This is a genomic window from Terrabacter sp. 2YAF2 (genome assembly GCF_052114705.1).
Taxonomy (GTDB): domain Bacteria; phylum Actinomycetota; class Actinomycetes; order Actinomycetales; family Dermatophilaceae; genus Terrabacter.
The window spans coordinates 138,577-158,081 of sequence record NZ_JBFRFG010000006.1; the positions used below are offsets into that span (position 1 = coordinate 138,577).

General features: G+C 69.4%; 19 protein-coding genes. 12 read left to right on the top strand and 7 right to left on the bottom strand.

Going from position 1 to position 19,505, the window contains the following annotated elements:
- The first annotated feature begins 4 nt into the window (after positions 1–4).
- Positions 5–1,918: a propionyl-CoA synthetase gene (locus AB4030_RS09430; RefSeq protein WP_442278953.1), complete on the top strand. Its 1,914-nt coding sequence runs from the start codon at positions 5–7 to the stop codon at positions 1,916–1,918.
- Positions 1,919–2,000: 82 nt separating this feature from the next.
- Here the strand turns inward: AB4030_RS09430 and AB4030_RS09435 are convergent, their stop codons facing one another.
- The gene (locus AB4030_RS09435; protein ID WP_442278954.1) at positions 2,001–3,110 is read right to left on the bottom strand and encodes an LOG family protein; all 1,110 of its coding nucleotides are present in this window, start codon (positions 3,108–3,110) and stop codon (positions 2,001–2,003) included.
- Positions 3,111–3,192: 82 nt separating this feature from the next.
- Between AB4030_RS09435 and AB4030_RS09440 the strand changes: the two genes are divergently transcribed.
- Positions 3,193–4,131: an AEC family transporter gene (locus AB4030_RS09440; RefSeq protein ID WP_442278955.1), complete on the top strand. Its 939-nt coding sequence runs from the start codon at positions 3,193–3,195 to the stop codon at positions 4,129–4,131.
- An 89-nt stretch (positions 4,132–4,220) separates the two neighbouring features.
- Here the strand turns inward: AB4030_RS09440 and AB4030_RS09445 are convergent, their stop codons facing one another.
- A complete protein-coding gene (locus AB4030_RS09445) occupies positions 4,221–4,763 on the bottom strand; it encodes a hypothetical protein (RefSeq protein ID WP_442278956.1) in 543 nt (180 codons plus the stop codon).
- A 296-nt stretch (positions 4,764–5,059) separates the two neighbouring features.
- Here AB4030_RS09445 and AB4030_RS09450 point away from each other — a divergent pair, with 296 nt between their 5' ends.
- On the top strand, positions 5,060–5,980 hold the full coding sequence (locus AB4030_RS09450; protein ID WP_442278957.1) for a DUF1996 domain-containing protein: 921 nt from the start codon (positions 5,060–5,062) through the stop codon (positions 5,978–5,980).
- Between the two features lie 11 nt (positions 5,981–5,991).
- Here the strand turns inward: AB4030_RS09450 and AB4030_RS09455 are convergent, their stop codons facing one another.
- Together AB4030_RS09455 and AB4030_RS09460 are read right to left on the bottom strand one after the other, a co-directional pair.
- Positions 5,992–7,431 carry an aspartate aminotransferase family protein gene (locus AB4030_RS09455; protein ID WP_442278958.1) on the bottom strand — a complete coding sequence of 480 codons (1,440 nt, stop codon included), beginning with the start codon at positions 7,429–7,431 and terminating at the stop codon, positions 5,992–5,994.
- Positions 7,428–7,940 carry an Lrp/AsnC family transcriptional regulator gene (locus AB4030_RS09460; protein WP_442278959.1) on the bottom strand — a complete coding sequence of 171 codons (513 nt, stop codon included), beginning with the start codon at positions 7,938–7,940 and terminating at the stop codon, positions 7,428–7,430. Before AB4030_RS09460 ends, AB4030_RS09455 begins: the two co-directional genes overlap by 4 nt.
- Positions 7,941–8,053: 113 nt before the next feature.
- On the opposite strand from AB4030_RS09460, the gene AB4030_RS09465 reads away from it, so the two are divergent.
- From AB4030_RS09465 to AB4030_RS09500, 8 genes are all read left to right on the top strand, one after another.
- Complete coding sequence (locus AB4030_RS09465; protein WP_442278960.1) at positions 8,054–9,502, top strand: gamma-aminobutyraldehyde dehydrogenase; 1,449 nt, start codon at positions 8,054–8,056, stop codon at positions 9,500–9,502.
- A gap of 100 nt (positions 9,503–9,602) precedes the next feature.
- Complete coding sequence (locus tag AB4030_RS09470) at positions 9,603–10,844, top strand: polyamine ABC transporter substrate-binding protein (protein ID WP_442278961.1); 1,242 nt, start codon at positions 9,603–9,605, stop codon at positions 10,842–10,844.
- Entirely contained in the window at positions 10,844–11,980 is a 1,137-nt protein-coding gene (locus AB4030_RS09475) for an ABC transporter ATP-binding protein (RefSeq protein ID WP_442278962.1), read from the top strand. The genes AB4030_RS09470 and AB4030_RS09475 overlap by 1 nt, the downstream gene beginning before the upstream one ends.
- Positions 11,977–12,897, top strand: coding sequence for an ABC transporter permease (locus tag AB4030_RS09480; RefSeq protein ID WP_442278963.1), 921 nt, complete (start codon positions 11,977–11,979; stop codon positions 12,895–12,897). The genes AB4030_RS09475 and AB4030_RS09480 overlap by 4 nt, the downstream gene beginning before the upstream one ends.
- Positions 12,898–12,932: 35 nt before the next feature.
- Complete coding sequence (locus tag AB4030_RS09485) at positions 12,933–13,706, top strand: ABC transporter permease (protein WP_442279113.1); 774 nt, start codon at positions 12,933–12,935, stop codon at positions 13,704–13,706.
- A 19-nt stretch (positions 13,707–13,725) separates the two neighbouring features.
- Positions 13,726–14,973: a saccharopine dehydrogenase family protein gene (locus tag AB4030_RS09490; RefSeq protein ID WP_442278964.1), complete on the top strand. Its 1,248-nt coding sequence runs from the start codon at positions 13,726–13,728 to the stop codon at positions 14,971–14,973.
- A gap of 58 nt (positions 14,974–15,031) precedes the next feature.
- A complete protein-coding gene (locus AB4030_RS09495; protein ID WP_442278965.1) occupies positions 15,032–16,501 on the top strand; it encodes an NAD-dependent succinate-semialdehyde dehydrogenase in 1,470 nt (489 codons plus the stop codon).
- A gap of 57 nt (positions 16,502–16,558) precedes the next feature.
- Positions 16,559–17,575, top strand: coding sequence for a DnaB-like helicase C-terminal domain-containing protein (locus AB4030_RS09500; RefSeq protein ID WP_442278966.1), 1,017 nt, complete (start codon positions 16,559–16,561; stop codon positions 17,573–17,575).
- A gap of 65 nt (positions 17,576–17,640) precedes the next feature.
- Here AB4030_RS09500 and AB4030_RS09505 read toward each other — a convergent pair whose 3' ends face one another.
- The 3 genes from AB4030_RS09505 to AB4030_RS09515 all read right to left on the bottom strand — a co-directional run bounded on the left by AB4030_RS09505 (position 17,641) and on the right by AB4030_RS09515 (position 18,871).
- Positions 17,641–17,961 (bottom strand): GYD domain-containing protein, encoded by a 321-nt coding sequence (locus AB4030_RS09505; protein ID WP_442278967.1) that lies wholly within the window; start codon positions 17,959–17,961, stop codon positions 17,641–17,643.
- 107 nt (positions 17,962–18,068) lie between these two features.
- A complete protein-coding gene (locus tag AB4030_RS09510) occupies positions 18,069–18,416 on the bottom strand; it encodes a barstar family protein (RefSeq protein ID WP_442278968.1) in 348 nt (115 codons plus the stop codon).
- On the bottom strand, positions 18,413–18,871 hold the full coding sequence (locus tag AB4030_RS09515; protein ID WP_442278969.1) for a ribonuclease domain-containing protein: 459 nt from the start codon (positions 18,869–18,871) through the stop codon (positions 18,413–18,415). The genes AB4030_RS09510 and AB4030_RS09515 overlap by 4 nt, the downstream gene beginning before the upstream one ends.
- Positions 18,872–18,974: 103 nt before the next feature.
- Here AB4030_RS09515 and AB4030_RS09520 point away from each other — a divergent pair, with 103 nt between their 5' ends.
- On the top strand, positions 18,975–19,496 hold the full coding sequence (locus tag AB4030_RS09520; RefSeq protein ID WP_442278970.1) for a pyridoxamine 5'-phosphate oxidase family protein: 522 nt from the start codon (positions 18,975–18,977) through the stop codon (positions 19,494–19,496).
- Positions 19,497–19,505 lie beyond the last annotated feature (9 nt).

Here is a 19,505-nt window from a genome sequence, read left to right on the forward strand (position 1 = left end):
GGCCATGAGCGATGGCGCGGCGACGGCATACCAAAGCATCTACGACGCCAGCCTGCGCGACCCGGAAGGGTTCTGGCGCACGGCTGCCGAGGGCATCGACTGGGTGACGCCGCCGACGCGGATCCTCGACGACTCACGGCCGCCGTTCTACCGGTGGTACCCCGACGCCGAGCTCAACGTGTGCTTCAACGCCGTCGACCGCCACGTCGCCGCGGGCCGTGGCGAGCAGGCGGCCATCCACTACGACTCACCCGTGACCGGCACCAAGAGCACGATGACGTATGCCGTCCTCCTGGAGCGGGTGCGCGCCGTGGCCGGCGGCCTGCGCGGGCTCGGAGTCAGCAAGGGCGACCGGGTCGTCATCTACATGCCGATGGTCCCGGAGGCCGTCATCGCCATGCTGGCCTGCGCCCGCATCGGTGCCATCCACTCCGTGGTGTTCGGTGGTTTCGCGCCGCAGGAGCTTGCCGCGCGCATCGACGACGCGGCCCCCAAGGTCGTGCTGTCGGCGTCGTGCGGCGTCGAGCCGAGCCGGGTCGTGCCCTACAAGCCGTTCCTCGACGAGGCCATCCGGCGCTCGGAGCACCAGCCGGAGCACTGCGTCGTGCTCCAGCGCGAGCAGCAGGCCGCCGAGCTCGGCGAGCGCGACATCGACTGGGCCGAGTTCGAGTCCGGCGACGCCGCCCGCGAGGGCAGCGAGTGTGTCACCGTCGCGGCGACGGACCCGCTCTACATCCTCTACACGTCCGGCACGACGGGGAAGCCCAAGGGGATCTACCGCGACAGCGGCGGCTACGCCGTGGCGCTGCGGTGGTCGATGGCCAACCTCTACGACGTCGCGCCCGGCGAGACGATGTTCACCGCGAGCGACGTCGGCTGGGTCGTCGGTCACTCCTACATCGTCTACGCGCCGTTGCTCACCGGGGCGACGACCGTCCTCTACGAGGGCAAGCCGGTCGGCACTCCCGACGCCGGCACGTTCTGGCGCGTCATCGAGGAGTACGGCGCCGTCTGCCTCTTCACCGCGCCGACGGCCTTTCGCGCCATCAAGAAGGACGACTCGACGGCGTCCAAGGTGGCCGACCACGATCTCTCGGGCTTCCGGGCCCTCTTCCTCGCGGGGGAGCGCCTCGACCCCGACACCTACGAGTGGGCCTCGGCGGCCCTCGGCAAGCCGGTCATCGACAACTGGTGGCAGACCGAGACCGGATGGCCGATCGCCGCCAACCCCAAGGGGATCGGGCTCCTGCCGATCAAGCCGGGGTCGCCGACCGTCCCGGTTCCGGGCTATGACGTGCAGGTCCTCGACGGCACGGGTGAGCCGGTCGACCCGGGGGTCGAGGGGGCGATCTGCATCAAGCTGCCGATGCCGCCCGGCACGCTGCCGACCCTCTGGGGCGACGACGACCGCTACGTCAGCTCCTACCTCTCGGCCTACCCCGGCTACTACCTGACCGGCGACGGCGGCTACGTCGACGAGGACGGCTACCTCTACGTCATGGGCCGCACCGACGACGTGCTCAACGTCGCCGGTCATCGGCTCTCCACCGGGTCGCTCGAGGCGGCGCTGGCCGGGCACGAGGCCGTGGCGGAGTGTGCCGTCATCGGCGTCCACGACGACCTCAAGGGTCAGGTGCCCCGTGCGCTCGTCGTGCTCAAGTCGGGCATCGACGGCGACGCGGACGGCGACCGGATCAGGCGAGAGCTCGTCGCCCGGGTCCGCTCCGAGGTCGGCGCGGTCGCGGCCCTGCACCAGGTCGACATCGTGGCCGGCCTGCCGAAGACGCGCTCCGGCAAGATCCTGCGCAAGACGATGCGTGAGATGGCCGACGGCAAGAGCCCGTCGGTGCCGGCCACGATCGAGGACGCCTCGGTGCTCGACACCCTCGCGCCGGTGCTGCGCGGCCCCACCGCGTGACCCCTGCACCCTGATCGAGAGAGCGATCCGTCCGGCCGGATCGCTCTCTCGATCAAGGGAGGGATACGGAGTACCCCGCGGGTCAGCGAGGCGCGAGGAGGGGGAGGACCTCGTCGATCGAGTCGACGAGGTGGATCGCCTCCGACATGGGGCGGCCCGCGGCGAGGGCCTGCAGAGCCGTCCAGACGGGCACGCGCTCGGTCCAGTGGGGGCGGCCGACGAGCACGAGCGGGGGCAGCGGGGCGTCGTCCGGTGCGTAGTAGAGGGGGGTCGCCGCCTGGAAGACCTCCTGCACCGTCCCGGCGGCGCCGTCGAGCACGACGATCCCGGCGTTCGACCGGGCGAGCAGGCCCTCCTCGCGGATCGCGTTGGAGAAGTACTTGGCGATGACGTCGCAGAAGACGTTCGGCGGCTCGTGACCGTAGAACCACGTCGGGATGCCGAGGGAGCGGGCCGACGGACCGAGCGTCTCCGAGGGTGCCTGGGGCTCGTCGCCGACGACGACGTCTCGTGCCGCCAGCGCTGTCGCAGCCCACGGCGTGATGTCGGGCCGGAAGCCCGGCACGCCGACGATGCGGCCGACGGTCTCCTCGACGGCCGCCGTGCTCCGGCACAGGGCACCGAGGTTGGCCGCCTCCATCGCCCCGGGGCCGCCACCCGTCGCGACGAGATGCCCCTCCTCCGCGAGAGCGTGCCCGAGGCCGGCGGCGGCAGCGTAGGCGGGGGAGTCCCGTTGCAGCGCATGCCCGCCCATGATCCCGACCACCGATCGACCCTGCACGAACTCGTCGAGCTCGTCGGTCACCGAGTCGTCGTGGATGGCGCGCACGAGGGTGCAGTAGGCATCGGTGCGCAGCCGGGCGTCGACGAACCAGGCGTACGCACGGGCGTCGGGGGTGGCGGCATACCCGCCTTCGAGGCCGGCGTAGAGGTCGGACGGGAAGTAGAGCCCGCGCCACGGGTCGACCGGAGCATCGGCCACACCGGGGAAGAGGATCGCGCCACGCACGAGGAGCAGCTCGGCGACGGGAACGGGCACGGTGCCTCCGAGGACGACGAGACCGGTGAGATCCCCATGGGCCGCCAGGCGCTCGCCGTAGGAGGTGAGGTCCAGGTCCTGGAGGCGCAGGCCGCGCAACGGTCCGGCGGAGTCGAGGTGGTCGTCCAGCTCGTCCAGCGTCTCGATCTCCATGCGTCCCATCCTGCCTCGCCCGGAATGCCGAGGAGCGGACCCGCGACTCGGCGTGTGCGCCGGCGCTGCAAGGATCAGCGTCATGGTCGGCGTGCTGGAGGGCTTCGCGACGATCGCGATCATCGTCGCGGTCGGGTGGCTGCTCGCCGACCGTCGCGTGCTCGACGACTCGGCGCAGGTCACCCTCTCGCGGCTCGCCTTCCACGTCGCCTCGCCGGCGCTGCTGCTCACCGTCATGCAGCGCACGTCGCTCGACGCGGTGCTGTCGGCAAACCTCGTGACGTCACTCATCAGCTTCGCCCTGGTCATCGGCATCTACCTGCTCGTGGCCCGGTTCCGTTGGGCGGGAGGCACGCTCGGGTCACGACTCATCGGAAGCCTCTCTGCGGCCTACGTCAATGCCGGCAACCTCGGCATCCCCATCGCGCTCTACGTCCTGGGTGACGTCGCGTGGGTCGCGCCGACACTCCTCATGCAGCTGCTCATCATCACGCCCGTCTACATGGCGCTCTTCGACAGCGACGCGCGTGGCGAGCGACCCACTCTCGGTCGCAGCGTGCGCCGGATGTTCAGCAACCCGATCACCCTGGGCGCGGTCGCGGGCCTGCTGATCGCGGTCTTCGACATCCATCTGCCGCGCGTCGTCGCGGCGCCCATCGACCTGCTCGGGGCGATGGCCGTGCCCTCGATGCTCGTCGCGTTCGGCATCTCGCTGCGGCGCGGCCCGCGGCCGGCAGCCGGCCGATCCGCCGAGCACGTGTGGACGATCGTCGTCCTCAAGACCCTGCTCATGCCTGCGATCGCGCTCGGGGTGGGGCTCGCGCTCGGCCTTCGTGGTCAGGCCCTCTTCGCCGTCGTCGTGACGGCCGCCCTCCCCACAGCGCAGAACATCTTCACGTATGCCGTCCGCTACCGCCGCGAGGTCAACCTCGCCCGCGACGTCATCTTCGTCAGCACGTTCGCGTCGGTCCCCGTCATCCTCGGCATCGCGGCGCTGTTCCACTGGCTCGCCGGCGTCTGACACCACGCCGGCGCCCGGTTCCGCGGCCACCCGTCAGCGGGGGGCCGCGCGAACCGAACGCCGCTCGCCGATCCGTGCTGCGGATTCAGTCAGAAGCCACCGAAGTCGCCGTTGGCGTCCCCGGCCTCGTGGGCCTCGGGCGAGGAGTCGTAGCCAACGAGCATCATGTCCGCCAGGGCCGAGCCCACGACGACACCCGCAATGGTCCCGAGCATCGAGCCGGCGATCATGCCGCCCATCCCCATGCCGCCCCCGCCACGGCCGCCACCGAAGGCGCCCTGGAGGTAGCCGGGCCGGGAGATCTCGGCGCGGGTGGCGCTGCGAGCAAGGTCGGCCGGCTGGTCGCTGCGCGGCCGCTCACTCGCCGGGAGGTCGTCCGTGAGGCGCTGGAGCACCATCTGGCGCTGCTCGGGGGTGAGTTTCGCGAAGGCCTCGGCGTGGACCTTCTCGATGTCCTCGGGGTCGGCGGTGCGCAGGAGGTACGTGTAGCGGGCGATGGCGCGCTCGTCCTCGGTGGAGGCGCCTCCTCGGGGCGACGGGACGGCATAGGGCTCGCCGGTGGGCGGCGGCGGTTGCTGGGGGCGCTGCTGTTGCAACGGCTCTCGGCCCAGCAGCTTGTCGAGGAATCCCATGTCTTCTCCTTGGGTCGGTGGTGCGTCGGCGTCGCACTCATCACACCTACCCCAACGAACGCGTCGTCCGAGCGTTCCGGAGGTCGGTCGTCCTCGGAGCGTTCCCGGCTCGGCGCACCATCCGGCAGAGCCGGCGGCGGAAGCCGGACGACGGGTGCTGGACGAGTGGCAGACGGCAGCCATGATCTTCGACACACTTAGGGTTGCATCGGGCCGAACAAGAACGGCTGATCGCGACGCGGAAGAGCGGTGGCGCCGAGACCACTCCGGTCCGGCGAGAGCGAAGGGTGGGGGACATGCACAGGCGAAGGAAGATCCTCGTGGCGCTCCTGTCGGCCCCGGGTGTGGTGGTGGCGATGCTGCTGCCTTCCAGCCCGGCGTCGGCGCTGGGGAAGGTGGGGTGCGACGCGTCCGGGCAGCCGACGGTGTCGGTCGCTTCGTACGACCCGATCGTCAATCACAACGGCACGGGTTCGGCGCACGAGCACCAGCTGTTCGGGAACATCGCGTGGTTCTCCCTGCCCAACCCGAACGCGGCGAACTACGCGGATCTGGTGGGGCGGGCGAACAACTGCCGGAAGGTGCTGGGGCTGTCGAACTCGGCGGACTCTGCGGGCTACTGGACACCGACGCTGCGGTACGTCTCGGGGCCGCAGGCCGGACAGCTGGTGCCGGCGCAGCAGTTCACGGCGTACTACCGAGCGGCGTCGGGTGACCAGTTCGGTCCGGCTCGGGCGATCCCGGCGGACACGCGGCTGATCGGGACCGAGTACAACTGGACGTGCGGGCAGAACTCGGGGAGACGATCCGCGCCGGTGCTGAGCATCCCGGACTGCTCGGGTCTGCCGGGAACGCCGGGGCGGACGCTGACGGCGCACATCGACTTCCCGTCGTGCTGGGACGGGGTACTGCCGAGCCACCCGGCGAGCCAGTCCGGTGACACGAGGGACAACGCGCACTACGCGTACCGGGTGGGACAGTCGTGCCCCGCGGGGTTCCCGGTCGGTGTGACGGAGCTGCGGGAGACGGTTCAGTTCGCGTACGCGGGGACGGGCGCTGACGTGGCGCTCTCGTCGGACGCTGCGATGGGCACGAGTGACGGCCGATCGATGCACGCCGACTTCTGGCAGACGTGGTCGCAGAAGGACTTCGAGGCCTTCGTGCAGACGTGCGTCGTGGACCACCGGGCCTACTCGCGGGCGGCGTGCCAGCCCTGACATGACTCAGGTCAGAGGTGGTTCTCCGCCTCGGTCAGCACCGAACGCAGGCGGGACTCGATGTCGTCGAACTGCTCCGGGCCCATGATGAGCGGCGGCGCGAGCTGGATGACGGGGTCGCCGCGGTCGTCGGCGCGGCAGTAGAGGCCGGCGTCGAAGAGCGCCTTGGAGAGGAACCCGCGCAGCAACCGCTCGGACTCGGCGTCGTTGAAGGTCTCGCGGGTCGCCTTGTCCTTGACGAGCTCGATGCCGTAGAAGTAGCCCGCTCCGCGGACGTCGCCGACCAGCGGGAGGTCGAGCAGCTTGTCGAGCGTGGCCTTGAAGATCGGGGCGTTCGTCTTGACCCGGTCGTTGAGGCCCTCGCGCTCGAAGATGTCGAGGTTGGCCATGGCGACCGCGGCCGAGACCGGGTGGCCACCGAAGGTGTAGCCGTGCGGGAAGTACGTCGTGCCCGACTTGAACGGCTCGAAGAGCCGGTCGCTCGCGATCATCGCGCCGATGGGGGAGTAGCCGCTCGTCATGCCCTTGGCGCAGGTGATGATGTCGGGCACGTAGCCGAAGTCGTCGCAGGCGAACATCGAGCCGATGCGGCCGAAGCTGCAGATCACCTCGTCGGACACGAGCAGCACGTCGTACTCGTCGCAGATCTCGCGGACGCGCTCGAAGTAGCCGGCGGGTGGCGGGAAGCAGCCTCCGGAGTTCTGCACCGGCTCGAGGAAGACGGCCGCGACGGTGTCGGGCCCCTCGAACTCGATGGCCTCGGCGATGCGGTCCGCGGCCCAGCGGCCGAAGGCCTTCTCGTCGCCCTGGAGGTGCTCGGGGGCGCGGTACAGGTTCGTGTTGGGCACCTTGTGCGCACCGGGCACGAGCGGCTCGAACATCTCCTTGGCCGCCGGGATGCCCGTGATCGACAGGGCGCCCTGGGGCGTGCCGTGGTAGGCGACGTTGCGGGAGATGACCTTGTGCTTCGTCGGCTTGCCGGTCAGCTTGAAGTACTGCTTGGCCAGCTTCCAGGCGGTCTCGACCGCCTCGCCGCCGCCGGTCGTGAAGAAGACGCGGTTGAGGTCGCCGGGAGCGTGGGATGCGAGCCGCTCGGCCAGCTCGATGGCCTTGGGGTGGGCGTAGCTCCACAGCGGGAAGAAGGCGAGCTCCTTGGCCTGCTTCGCCGCCGCCTCGGCGAGCTCCTCGCGCCCGTGGCCGACCTGGACGACGAAGAGGCCGGCGAGACCGTCGATGTACTCGTTGCCGCGGTCGTCCCAGATCTTCCAGCCCTGGCCCTTGGTGATGATCGGGACCGTGTGGCCCAGGCCGCCTTCGGTCCGGTCCTCGAAGACCGAGTGGCGCGTGAAGTGCATCCAGAGGTGGTCGCGCGCGGCCTCTGAGTGGAGGGTGCCGGCAGGCGTGCGGTGGTCCGAGGTCGGTTCCCAGATCTCGTTCGGGTTGATGCTCATCGTGTACCCCAGTTGTAGAGCTGTTTGTTGAGTTTCAGGTAGACGAACGTCTCGGTGGCCGTGACGCCCGGAAGGGGGCGAATGCGACTCGTGAGCAGCTCGAGCAGGTGGGAGTCGTTCTCGCAGACGACCTCGGCGAGCACGTCGAAGCTCCCGGCCGTGGTCACGACGTAGGAGACCTCGTCCATCTTCGTCAGCGCGTCGGCCACCGCCGTCATGTCTCCCGACACCCGCAGCCCGACCATCGCCTGGCGCTGGAACCCGACCTGCAGCGGGTCCGTCACCGCGACGATCTGCATGACGTCGGCGTCGAGCAGGCGTTGGACGCGTTGGCGCACCGCGGCCTCGGAGAGGCCGACCTCCTGCGCGATCGACGCGTACGACTTGCGCCCGTCGTGCTGCAGGAGCTCGATGATGGTCTTGCTCACGTCGTCGAGGTTGACCGAGGGTTTCTTGGCTGCGTTGCCCCCGGAGCCGGCCGTGTTGGCCACGCCGCGGATGGTCGTCATGCGCCGATACTGACCTGTGGAACGCACTGTTGGCAAGTCTTCGGGCAACTGATTCCGAAGAATTCTCTCGACAAGTCTTCACGATTGCGAAGGTATGCGTCTAGCATTCCCGCATGACTTCGCAGCCACGCCAGCTCCGCAACTTCCTCGGTGGGCAGTACGTCGACCCCGCCGGCGACACGACCCTCGACATCGTCGACCCGTCGACCGCCCGTGTCGTGGCCACGGCTCCCGTCAGCGGGCAGGCCGACGTCGACCGGGCGTATGCCGCCGCGTCCACGGCGTTCGAGACGTGGGGTGACACGACCCCCGGGGAGCGCCAGGCGGCACTGCTGAAGTTCGCGGACGCCATCGAGGCCCGCGCCGAGGACTTCGTCCGCCTCGAGGGTGAGAACACCGGCAAGCCGCACGCGCTGACCCGGAGCGAGGAGATCCCTCCGATGCTCGACCAGCTGCGCTTCTTCGCCGGTGCCGCGCGGGTGCTCGAGGGCAAGTCCGCGGGGGAGTACATGAAGGGGCACACCTCGTTCGTGCGTCGTGAGCCGATCGGGGTCGTCGGCCAGGTGACGCCGTGGAACTACCCGATGATGATGGCGATGTGGAAGATCGCCCCGGCCCTCGCCGCGGGCAACACCATCGTCCTCAAGCCGTCCGACACCACGCCCGAGACGACGCTGCTCCTCGCCGAGCTCGCCTCGGAGTTCCTGCCCGAGGGCACTTTCAACGTCATCACCGGCGACCGCGAGACCGGACGCATGCTCGTCGAGCACCCGACGCCGGCGCTCGTGGCGATCACCGGCTCGGTCCGCGCCGGCATGCAGGTGGCCGAGAGCGCGTCGCGCGACGTCAAGCGCGTGCACCTCGAGCTCGGGGGCAAGGCGCCGGTCATCGTCTTCGACGACGCGGACATCGAGGCCGCCGTCGAGGGCATCGCGGGAGCCGGCTACTTCAACGCCGGCCAGGACTGCACGGCCGCAACGCGTGTGCTGGCGGGTCCTCGGGTCCACGACGACTTCGTCGCCGCGCTCGCTGACTACGCCCGGACCTCGGTCAAGGTCGGGATGCCGCACGACGAGGACGCGAGCCTCGGCCCGGTCAACAACGCCAACCAGATGGCGCACGTCTCCGGCTTCATCGACCGGCTGCCCGACCACGCGCGCGTGGCCGCCGGAGGCTCGCGGGTCAACACGCTCGGCGACGGCTTCTTCTTCGAGCCGACCGTGCTGGCCGGGCTCCGCCAGGACGACGAGCACATCCAGAGCGAGATCTTCGGCCCGGTCATCACGGTGCAGCAGTTCACCGACGAGGCGGAGGCGCTCGCCTGGGCCAACGGGGTGCAGTACGGCCTCGCGTCGAGCGTCTGGACGAAGGACTTCGGCAGGGCGATGCGCATGAGCAAGAAGCTCGACTTCGGCTGCGTCTGGATCAACACGCACATCCCGATCGTTGCAGAGATGCCGCACGGGGGATTCAAGCACAGCGGCTACGGCAAGGACCTGTCCATGTACGGGCTCGAGGACTACACCCGCATCAAGCACGTCATGGCCAACATCGAGTCCTGAACGGGACACCACAGGGGAAGCAGCACGGACGGACAGGGACGTCCGGACGCCCGGCCCACTCGGACCGGGTGCGTTCACCAGCACGTGAAGGAGAGAAGGCGTGAACAGCCGTCGCCCCCCCTCGGATCCCGGCATCCGAGCCCTGGCCTCCCTGGCCGCCTCATCCGGACTCTCACGACGCGGGCTCCTCGGGGGCGGCGCTGCCGGACTCGCTGCCCTGGGCCTGTCCGCGTGCGCGCCGCCGGTGCCACCGAGTGCAGGCGCCGGTGCGGCACCGACACTGACCCTGCCCAAGGACGTCTCCGACACCGAGAAGATCGTCAAGTTCGCGAACTGGACGGCATACCTCGACTACGACGACAAGACGAAGACCTACCCCACCCTCGAGGCGTTCCAGAAGCTGACCGGCATCACGGCCACGTACTCGGAGGACATCGAGGACAACGACTCGTACGCGACCAAGATCGGGCCGCAGCTGCAGGCGAAGCAGGACATCAACCGCGACATCTTCGTCTTCACGGACTGGATGGCCAACCGGATGATCCAGCAGGGCTTCGTCCAGCCCCTCGAGCTGATCCGCATGCACAACGCCCCCAACCTCCGGCCCATCCTGCAGGAGGTCTCCTTCGACCCGGGCCGCAACCACTCGCTGACGTGGCAGAGCGGGTTCGCCGGCATCGGCTACCACAAGGGCAAGGTCGGACGGGAGCTCAAGACGCTCGACGACCTCTGGGCCCCCGACCTCAAGGGCAAGATCACGGCCCTGTCGGAGTTCCGCGACACCGTCGGGCTCATCATGCTCTGGCAGGGCGTCGACATCGCGCAGAACTTCACCGAGGCGCAGTTCCAGAAGGGTGTCGACGAGGTCTCGAAGCAGCTGGCCAACGGACAGATCCGCCGGATCAAGGGCAACTCGTACCTGCAGGACCTCACGAGCGGCAACGCGATCGCGGGCATCGTCTGGAGCGGTGACATCGCCCAGCTCCAGACGAACACCAAGGACGACAACTGGACGTTCGTGCTGCCCGAGTCCAAGGGCACGCTCTGGAGCGACAACATGATGGTCCCCATCACCTCGCGCCACCGTCGCAACGCCCAGCGGCTCATGGACTACTACTACGACCCGCTCGTGGCCGCGAAGGTCGCCGCGTACGTCGCGTACATCTGCCCGGTCCAGGGTGCCCAGGAGCAGATGAAGAAGGTCGACCCGACCCTTGTCGACGACCCGATGATCTTCCCGACCGAGGAGTACCTCAGGGCCGAGACCCGCAGCTTCCGGGCCCTGTCACCGGCGGAGGACCAGAAGTTCTCCCAGATCTGGAGCACGGCGGTGGGCAACTGATGGCCACGAACACGCGCGAGGCGCACGGCGACCTCGTCCTCGAGAACGTCACCAAGGAGTTCTCCGACTTCACGGCGGTCGACGACCTGTCGCTCGTCGTGCCGCGCGGCTCGTTCTTCGCCTTGCTGGGGCCGTCCGGCTGCGGCAAGACGACGACGCTGCGCATGGTCGCCGGACTCGAGCAGCCCACGGCCGGAAGGGTGCTCATCGGAGAGACCGACCTCACCGGCACGCGCCCGCACGAGCGTCCCGTCAACACGGTCTTCCAGAGCTACGCGCTCTTCCCCCACCTGACCGTCCGGGAGAACGTCGCCTTCGGGCCCAAGCGCCGCAAGGCCCCCGACGCGATGCGCCTGGCCGACGACGCGCTCGAGCTCGTCCAGCTCTCGCACCTCGCCGGCCGCAAACCGATGCAGCTCTCCGGAGGCCAGCAACAGCGTGTGGCACTTGCTCGCGCCGTCGTCAACCAGCCGGAGGTGCTCCTGCTCGACGAGCCCCTCGGTGCCCTCGACCTCAAGCTGCGCCGCCAGATGCAGGTGGAGCTCAAGCGGATCCAGAGCGAGGTCGGATTGACCTTCATCCACGTGACGCACGACCAGGAGGAGGCCATGACCATGGCCGACACCGTCGCCGTCATGAACCGTGGCCGGATCGAGCAGATGGGGCCGCCCGAGCGGCTCTACGACCTGCCCCGGACCGTCTTCGTGGCCAACTTCGTCGGCCAGTCCAACCTCGGAGTCGGACGGATCCTCGGCACCGACGGTGACTTCATCATGGCCGAGGTCAGCGACACGAAGGTTCGGATCCCCAAGCAGCGCACGCAGATCCATGACGGCGAGGTGATGTTCGGCGTGCGTCCGGAGAAGGTCCGGATCCACGAGTCCCAGCCCGACGGCACCGGCAACGACGTGCGGGCCAAGGTCACCGACGTGTCCTTCAGCGGTGTCGCCACGCAGTACCTCGTCACCGTCCCGAGCGGCGCCAACTGGACCGTCTACGAACAGAACCTCGACGTCGACCCGATCAGCCTGCGCCCGGGTGACGACGTGTGGCTGTCGTGGGACCCGACGCATGCCTTCGGCGTCCCCGTCGACGAGGACGGCCGCAAGGCCGCACTCGCGGAGGCCGGGGCATGACGACCGCCATCGCCGCGAGCGCACGCGAGGCGGGCGACCCGCAGCTGACGCCGCCCCGCCGCGGCGGGAAGCGCCGCAGGTGGACGCCCTACCTCCTTCTGGTGCCCGGGCTGCTCTGGCTGACGCTCTTCTTCATCGTCCCGCTCGTCCAGCTCGGCTCGGCGAGCCTGCAGTCCCAGTGGCCCGGCGCTCCGGGCTACTACTACCGCGACGTCAACGTGGGCAACTACGTCGAGGCCCTCAGGACGTACGGCGTGCACTTCCTCCGCTCGCTGCTCTACGCGGGCACGGCCACGGTGCTCTGCTTCGTCATCGCGTTCCCGCTCGCCTACGCGATGGCGTTCAAGGCCGGCCGCTGGCGCAACGTCATGCTCATCCTCGTCGTCGCGCCGTTCTTCACCTCGTTCATCCTGCGCACCATTGCCTGGCGCCAGATCCTCGCCGACGAGGGCCCGCTCGCGCGCACCCTCAACGCCCTGCACCTGCTCCCCGGCGGACACATCACCGAGACCTGGGTCGCGGTCGTCGCCGGGCTGACCTACAACTTCCTGCCCTTCATGGTGCTACCGATCTACACCAGCCTCGAGCGCGCCGACCCGCGCCTGCTAGAAGCCGGTCGTGACCTCTATGCGGACCGGTTCACGACGCTGCGCACCGTGACGATCCCGCTCGCGGCCCCGGGCATCCTGGCCGGCACCCTGCTGACCTTCATCCCCGCCGCGGGCGACTACGTCAACGCCGAGCTGCTCGGTTCGGACACGAGCACCAAGATGGTCGGCAACGTCATCAACAGCCAGTTCTTCACGGTGCTGGGAGGCTATCCGACCGCAGCGGCGCTCTCGATCAGCCTGATGATCCTCATCCTCGTGCTCGTCCTCGGGTACGTCCGCCGCTTCGGGACGGAGGAGGTCCTGTGAGCCGCGCCCGTGCCTGGGTCAGCGAGAACATCGCGATGATCATCGCCGTCTGTGTGCTCGTCTACCTGTTCCTGCCCGTCTTCTACACGTTCGTCTTCTCCTTCAACAACTACCGCCGATCCAACATCACGTGGAACCCGGAAGGCAGCCCGACGCTCAAGCACTGGGCCAACCCGTGTGGTGCGCCCGGAGTCTGCCCGGCGCTCGTCGAGAGCATCAAGATCGGGACGATCGCCACCCTCGTGGCCACGATCCTCGGCACGCTCATCGCGTTCGCGCTGGTCCGCTACTCCTTCCGTGGCCGCGGCTCGACGAACATCCTCGTGTTCCTCCCGATGGCCACCCCAGAGGTGGTGCTGGGCGCGAGCCTGCTGACGATCTTCATCCAGGGATTCCGCATGGACCTCGGCTTCTGGACGGTCGTCATCGCGCACATCATGTTCTGCATCAGCTTCGTCGTGGTCACCGTCAAGGCGCGGCTGCAGAGCCTCGACCCACGCCTGGAAGAGGCTGCCTCGGACCTCTATGCCAACCCGCGGACGACGTTCCTGCGGATCACCTTCCCGCTGGCGCTCCCGGGCATCGTCGCGGCGGCCCTGCTGTCGTTCTCGCTCTCCTTCGACGACTTCATCATCACCAACTTCGTCTCCGGCAACGAGACGACGTTCCCGAAGTTCGTCTACGTCTCCTACACCCGCGGCATCCCGGCCCAGGCCAACGTCATCGGGTTCTCGATGTTCCTCATCGCCGTCCTCTGCGTCATCGCTGCCCAAGTCATCGGCAGTCGACGTCGCGGGGCGTCGGCCTGACCCCCTGGAGTGAGCTGCCTTGCGCGTCCTCATGATCGGCTCCGGTGGAGTCGGTGACGCCGCCGCGCGCATCGCGGCCGAGCGTGCCTTCTTCGACACCTGGGTCGTCGCCGACTACGACGTGGCGCGGGCCGAGCGCACCGTCGCTGCCGTGGCCGTGCGACATCCGGCAGACACCCGGTTCGTGGCGGCCCAGGTCGATGGCTCATCGGCCGAGGCCGTGACGAGACTGGCCCGGGAGCATGCCGCCACCCACGTCTTCAACGCCGTCGACCCGAAGTTCAACATGCCGATCTTCAATGGCGCCAAGGCTGCCGGGGCCGACTATCTCGACATGGCGATGAGCCTGTCCCAGCGCCACCCCGAGCGACCCTTCGAGCAGGTCGGCGTCATGCTCGGGGACGAGCAGTTCGCGGTGGCAGGGGAGTGGGAGGCCGACGGCCGCCTGGCGCTCGTCGGCATCGGCGTCGAGCCAGGGCTCTCCGACGTGTTCGCCCGGTATGCCTCCGACCACCTCTTCGACGAGATCGACGAGCTGGGCACGCGGGACGGCGCGAACCTCGCGGTGCACGACGACGAGGGCAACGAGGTCTTCGCGCCGAGCTTCTCGATGTGGACGACGATCGAGGAGTGCCTCAACCCTCCCGTCGTCTGGGAGAAGGACCGTGGCTGGTTCACGACCGCGCCCTTCAGCGAGCCGGAGGTCTTCGACTTCCCGGAGGGCATCGGGCCGGTCGAGTGCGTCAACGTCGAGCACGAGGAGGTGCTCCTCATGCCGCGCTGGGTCGACGCCAAGCGGGTCACCTTCAAGTACGGCCTCGGGGACGAGTTCATCACCATCCTCAAGGTGCTGAACACCCTCGGTCTCGACCAGACCTCGCCGATCACCGTCAAGGGTGTGCAGGTCTCGCCACGTGACTTCGTGGCCGCTGCGCTACCGGACCCGGCGACCATCGGGCCCCGGATGACCGGCAAGACGTGCGCCGGCCTCTTCGTCACCGGCACGGGCAAGGACGGCCGGCCGCGTCGCACGTACCTCTACCACGTCGTCGACAACGCCGAGACGATGGCGGCGTATGGCGCGCAGTGCGTGGTGTGGCAGACGGCGGTCAACCCCGTGGTCGCGCTCGAGCTGCTCGCCCGGGGCACGTGGAGTGGCGCGGGTGTGCTCGGCCCCGAGGCCTTCGACGCCGTCCCGTTCCTCGACCTGCTGGCCGCCGACAAGCCCGCGGGCTACGGCTCCCCGTGGGGCATCGACGAGCGTTGACGGGGCGCCCGCCACGGGCCGCCGACGACGACCACCAGGAGAGGAATAGGGTTCAGGCATGGCAGCGGTGACGCAGAAGTCAGTGATCGACGCGGTCCCGAAGGGCCTGCTCATCGGAGGGCAGTGGCGCGACGGCAGCGACGGCGAGACGATCGCCGTCGACGACCCGTCGACCGGGAAGGTCCTCACCCATGTCGCCGCGGCGTCCGTCGCCGACGGTCGCGCCGCGCTCGACGCCGCCGTGGCGGCACAGAGCGACTGGGCCCGGACGGCGCCGCGCGAGCGCGGCGAGCTGCTGCGGACGGCATACGAGAAGATCACCGAGCGTGCCGACGAGTTCGCGATGCTCATGACCCTCGAGATGGGCAAGACGCTCGCCGAGAGCCGCGGCGAGGTCGCCTACGGCGCCGAGTTCTTCCGGTGGTTCTCCGAGGAGGCCGTGCGCATCTCGGGCCGCTGGTCGACCGCCCCCAACGGCGCGACCCGACTCATGACGATGAAGCAGCCCGTCGGCCCGACGCTGATGATCACCCCCTGGAACTTCCCGCTCGCGATGGGCACGCGCAAGATCGGCCCTGCCATCGCCGCTGGCTGCACCATGGTCGTCAAGCCGGCCAGCCAGACGCCGCTGACGATGCTCGCCCTCGCTGAGCTGCTCCGCGAATGCGGGCTGCCCGACGGCGTCCTCAACGTCGTCATGACGACGCACGGCACGACCGGAGACGTCATGGAGCCGCTCATCCGCGACCCGCGCCTGCGCAAGCTGACCTTCACCGGCTCGACCCCGGTCGGGCGATCGCTCATGGAGCAGGCCTCGCAGGGGATCCTGCGCGTGTCGATGGAGCTCGGCGGCAACGCGCCGTTCCTCGTCTTCGAGGACGCCGACGTCGACCAGGCCGTCGAGGGCGCGATGCTCGCCAAGATGCGCAACATGGGCGAGGCGTGCACCGCCGCCAACCGCTTCTACGTCCACGAGTCGCTCGCCGACGAGTTCAGCGCCGAGCTGGCCCGCCGGATGGGCGCGCTCACCCTCGGCAAGGGCACCAAGGACGGCGTCGACGTCGGCCCCCTCGTCGACGAGAAGGCCCGCGACAAGGTCTCGGCGCTCGTCGACGACGCGGTCTCCAAGGGCGCGAAGGTCCTCGTGGGCGGCAAGGCGCCCGACGGCGCCGGCTGGTTCTACGAGCCGACCGTGCTCGCGGACGTGCCCAACGACGCCGACATGGCCCGCGAGGAGATCTTCGGCCCGGTCGCACCGGTCACGACGTTCCGCACCGACGCCGAGGCAATCCGCCTCGCCAACGACACCGAGTACGGCCTCGTCGCGTACCTCTTCACCAAGGACCTCTCGCGTGCCATCACGATGAGCGAGGCCCTCGAGTACGGCATGGTCGGTGTCAACCAGGGCATCGTCTCCAACCCGGCGGCGCCCTTCGGCGGGGTCAAGGCGTCCGGTGTCGGGCGCGAGGGCGGCTTCGAGGGCATCGACGAGTACCTCGAGACGAAGTACGTCGGAATCGCCCTCTGACGCTGGACATTCGCTGATCCGACCCGGCGCGGGGGTGCGTTGTGGTGCAATCTGCGCATGGTCACTCCAACCGGTCCTCGTGACGCGGGAACCCTGCGTCCGCTCGACGCCCTGCTCAACGAGACGGACGACGTCCTGCGCCGCGGCCTCCCTGCCGGGGCGCGCGTGTGGTCGACCGGCTTCCCGGCTCTCGACACCCTCCTGACGGGCGGCTTCCGTTCCGGTGAGCTCGTCCTGCTCGGCGGTCCGGCCGGGCACGGCAAGACGACGCTCGGTGTGCAGATGGCGCGTAACGTCGTCGCCGCCGGTGGGAGCGCCCTTGTCTTCTCCTATGAGCACGACAGCCACACCCTGCTGGAGCGGCTCATCTCGATGGAGGCCGCCGAGGGCGACCCGGGCGAGGTGGCCGGAGTCATCGACGTGCGTCTCGCGCTGGAGAACGCCGTGGACGCCGGATCGCTCGACGGGGTCCTCGGCAGCCTGAGCGGCGGCGCGCGAGCCCAAGCCGCGCTCGTCGGATACGGCGACCGGCTCCAGATCCACGAGTCGTCCGGGGCGACGACGACGCTCGAGCAGGTCTGGGCCACCGTCGACCGCGTCACGAAGGCGACGGGACAGGCGCCCTTCGTGCTGCTCGACTACATCCAGAAGCTGCCCGTCGACCGCGCCGAGGAGAGCGACCGGATCACTGCGGCTGCCGAGGGCCTCAAGGACCTCGCGCTCTCGGCCCGCGTGCCCGTCCTGGCGATCTCGGCCGCCGACAAGGCGGCCCACGCCGCCGGGCATCGGATGCGCACCCACGACCTGCGCGGGTCGTCGGCGCTGGCCTACGAGGCCGACGTCGTCCTCATCGTCAACGACAAGGTCGACGTCGTCTCGCGGGAGCACCTCGTCTACGACCTCGGCAACATCCAGCGCTTCCGCGGCTGGTCAGTGGTCAGCGTCGAGAAGAACCGCCACGGCAAGGCTCACGTCGAGCTCGAGTTCGCCAAGGACTTCGAGCACGGCCGCTTCCACACGGCGGGACAGGAGATCGCCGAGCGGCTCATCGACGACCGCGTCTTCGTCTCTTGAGGCCCACTCCCGACGGCGTATGCCGTCCCGCCGAGAGGGCGTGCCCGCGGTCTCGCGGGCGGACGTCACCTGCCAGGGGCGGTGTAGCTGACCTGCTGCTTCGAGGCGGCGTCGACGTCCTCGGGGCTGATCAGGACGACGGTCCGGACATGCGCCAGACCAGTGGAGTTGACGGCCAGAGCCACCGCGGCAGCGGCCTTGTTGTCGGGCAGCTCGCAGAGGGTGTAGACGTCGTCCTCGCCGAAGGCGAAGTCGAACGTCACCATGCGGCCACCCGCATCGGCGGCTGCCTTCTCGATCACTGCCGCCCGGGCAGAGCCGCCCTTGGCCAGGACACCCTGGACCCCGGCGCTGTCGTAGCGGGCGATGTACATGTAACGGGGCATTGCGCTCTCCCTCGTTGCCGATTCGGGTAGGAGAGCCACGCTTGCACAGCGCTGTCGCTCGCGCCTCCGGCAAAAGGGCTAGCCCGGCGGCTCCGTGGGTGCCGGGGTCACCGGGTCACCACGGTGATGAGCAGGTCGTCGCGCTCGTCGGCGACCTGCTCGAGGATCTCGACGACCGTGTCGAAGGCGTCGCGGTCGCGCTCGCGCAGGGCGGCCGCGTGGTCCCAGACGAGCTCGATCGGCACCCCCCGTGGGGCGTCGAGGTCGCGCAGGGCGTCCACGAGGGCATCCCAGTTGCGCCCGAACCAGTCGGGCAGCTCGAGGTCCGTCGCGAAGGCGTCGAGCACACCCGCCTTGTCGTCGCCGCCCGAGACGATGCGCACGTCGTGACCCAGCCACCGCAGCTGTGCGATGTGGTCGTCGGGCTCGCTGTGCGTGCCGAGGAACGTCGTCACGTGCCCTCCCTGATCCGGCTGAACGATGCGTAGTGGTCGTCGGTCCAGTACTTCTCGCCGCTGCTGCCCGTGATGATGCGGCGGGCACCGCGGTCGTCCGATCCCGGTGTCACGACGGTGAACTCGCGGTAGTAGCCGCGGGCGTGCAGCGGTAGCAGGCGTTCCCGGTTGTCGAAGACCTGGTTGTCGCTGCGCGGGTAGGGAAAAGGCCCGCCGGCGCGGATCAGTGCCAACGTGTCGAGGGCCTGCGGGGGGAGTGCCGACTCGGCGACCCACGCACGCCTCGAGTCCGGGTCGGTGCCCAGAGGGCCGAGCGTGTAGGTGGCGCTGGCCACCGCTCTTTGTCCCGCAGACGTGGACGGGGCCTGCGTGGCGCGGACGACGACCCAGGCGAGCACGACGACGGCCACGGCGAGCACACCGAGCAGGACCTGACGCGAGCCGAGCGACTTCACCTCGCCATCATGCCCGAAGGGGTGACGGCGCGAGTCCCCTGACTGCTCCACTGCACTGGGCGGACCCGGGTCGAACGTCGGCAGCCGGCGCTAGCGTCGGAGGATGCTGGAGACACCGGAGGAGACAGCTGTCCTGCAGGCCCTGCTCGATGCCTCGCACGCGAGGTCGACGGGGCACCTGCGCAGCATCATCGGCGACGACCGCACCCTCACCGCCGAGCAGCTCGTCGCTCTGCTGACCGGCATGAAGGTGCTCGCGGTCGCCACGGTCACGGCGGCGGGGGAGCCGCGCATCAGCGCCCTCGACGGACACTTCCTCCACGGAACGTGGACGTTCGGCACGTCGGGCGACTCCGCCAAGGCGCGACACCTCGCCGCGCGGCCCGCGGTCAGCGTCGCCCACATCGACGGCGAGGACCTCGCGCTCTTCAGCCACGGCCACGCCGAGCTCATCGCGCCGGGACCCGAGCGCGACGAGGTGGATGCCCACTGGACCGCCCACTACGGCAGCAGCCCGTACTCGTGGGGCGACGACATCCGCATGTACCGCCTCCGCATGACGTGGGCCGTCGCCTACGCCTTCAAGCGCGAGGAGCTCCTCCGGGCGAGAGGAGTGACCACCTGACCGCCACAC

Bases quoted from the DNA above. Each gene is read 5' to 3' on its own strand.
- AB4030_RS09460 (WP_442278959.1), bottom strand. From the start codon at position 7,940: ATGACGACCATCCGCGGCGTGGCCAACACGGCCGGCTCCGGGGGCAAC.
- AB4030_RS09505 (WP_442278967.1), bottom strand. From the start codon at position 17,961: ATGCCCCGTTACATGTACATCGCCCGCTACGACAGCGCCGGGGTCCAG.
- AB4030_RS09475 (WP_442278962.1), top strand. From the start codon at position 10,844: ATGGCCACGAACACGCGCGAGGCGCACGGCGACCTCGTCCTCGAGAAC.
- AB4030_RS09450 (WP_442278957.1), top strand. From the start codon at position 5,060: ATGCACAGGCGAAGGAAGATCCTCGTGGCGCTCCTGTCGGCCCCGGGT.
- AB4030_RS09465 (WP_442278960.1), top strand. From the start codon at position 8,054: ATGACTTCGCAGCCACGCCAGCTCCGCAACTTCCTCGGTGGGCAGTAC.
- AB4030_RS09520 (WP_442278970.1), top strand. From the start codon at position 18,975: ATGCTGGAGACACCGGAGGAGACAGCTGTCCTGCAGGCCCTGCTCGAT.
- AB4030_RS09440 (WP_442278955.1), top strand. From the start codon at position 3,193: ATGGTCGGCGTGCTGGAGGGCTTCGCGACGATCGCGATCATCGTCGCG.
- AB4030_RS09445 (WP_442278956.1), bottom strand. From the start codon at position 4,763: ATGGGATTCCTCGACAAGCTGCTGGGCCGAGAGCCGTTGCAACAGCAG.
- AB4030_RS09500 (WP_442278966.1), top strand. From the start codon at position 16,559: ATGGTCACTCCAACCGGTCCTCGTGACGCGGGAACCCTGCGTCCGCTC.
- AB4030_RS09480 (WP_442278963.1), top strand. From the start codon at position 11,977: ATGACGACCGCCATCGCCGCGAGCGCACGCGAGGCGGGCGACCCGCAG.
- AB4030_RS09495 (WP_442278965.1), top strand. From the start codon at position 15,032: ATGGCAGCGGTGACGCAGAAGTCAGTGATCGACGCGGTCCCGAAGGGC.
- AB4030_RS09435 (WP_442278954.1), bottom strand. From the start codon at position 3,110: ATGGAGATCGAGACGCTGGACGAGCTGGACGACCACCTCGACTCCGCC.
- AB4030_RS09455 (WP_442278958.1), bottom strand. From the start codon at position 7,431: ATGAGCATCAACCCGAACGAGATCTGGGAACCGACCTCGGACCACCGC.
- AB4030_RS09485 (WP_442279113.1), top strand. From the start codon at position 12,933: ATGATCATCGCCGTCTGTGTGCTCGTCTACCTGTTCCTGCCCGTCTTC.
- AB4030_RS09430 (WP_442278953.1), top strand. From the start codon at position 5: ATGAGCGATGGCGCGGCGACGGCATACCAAAGCATCTACGACGCCAGC.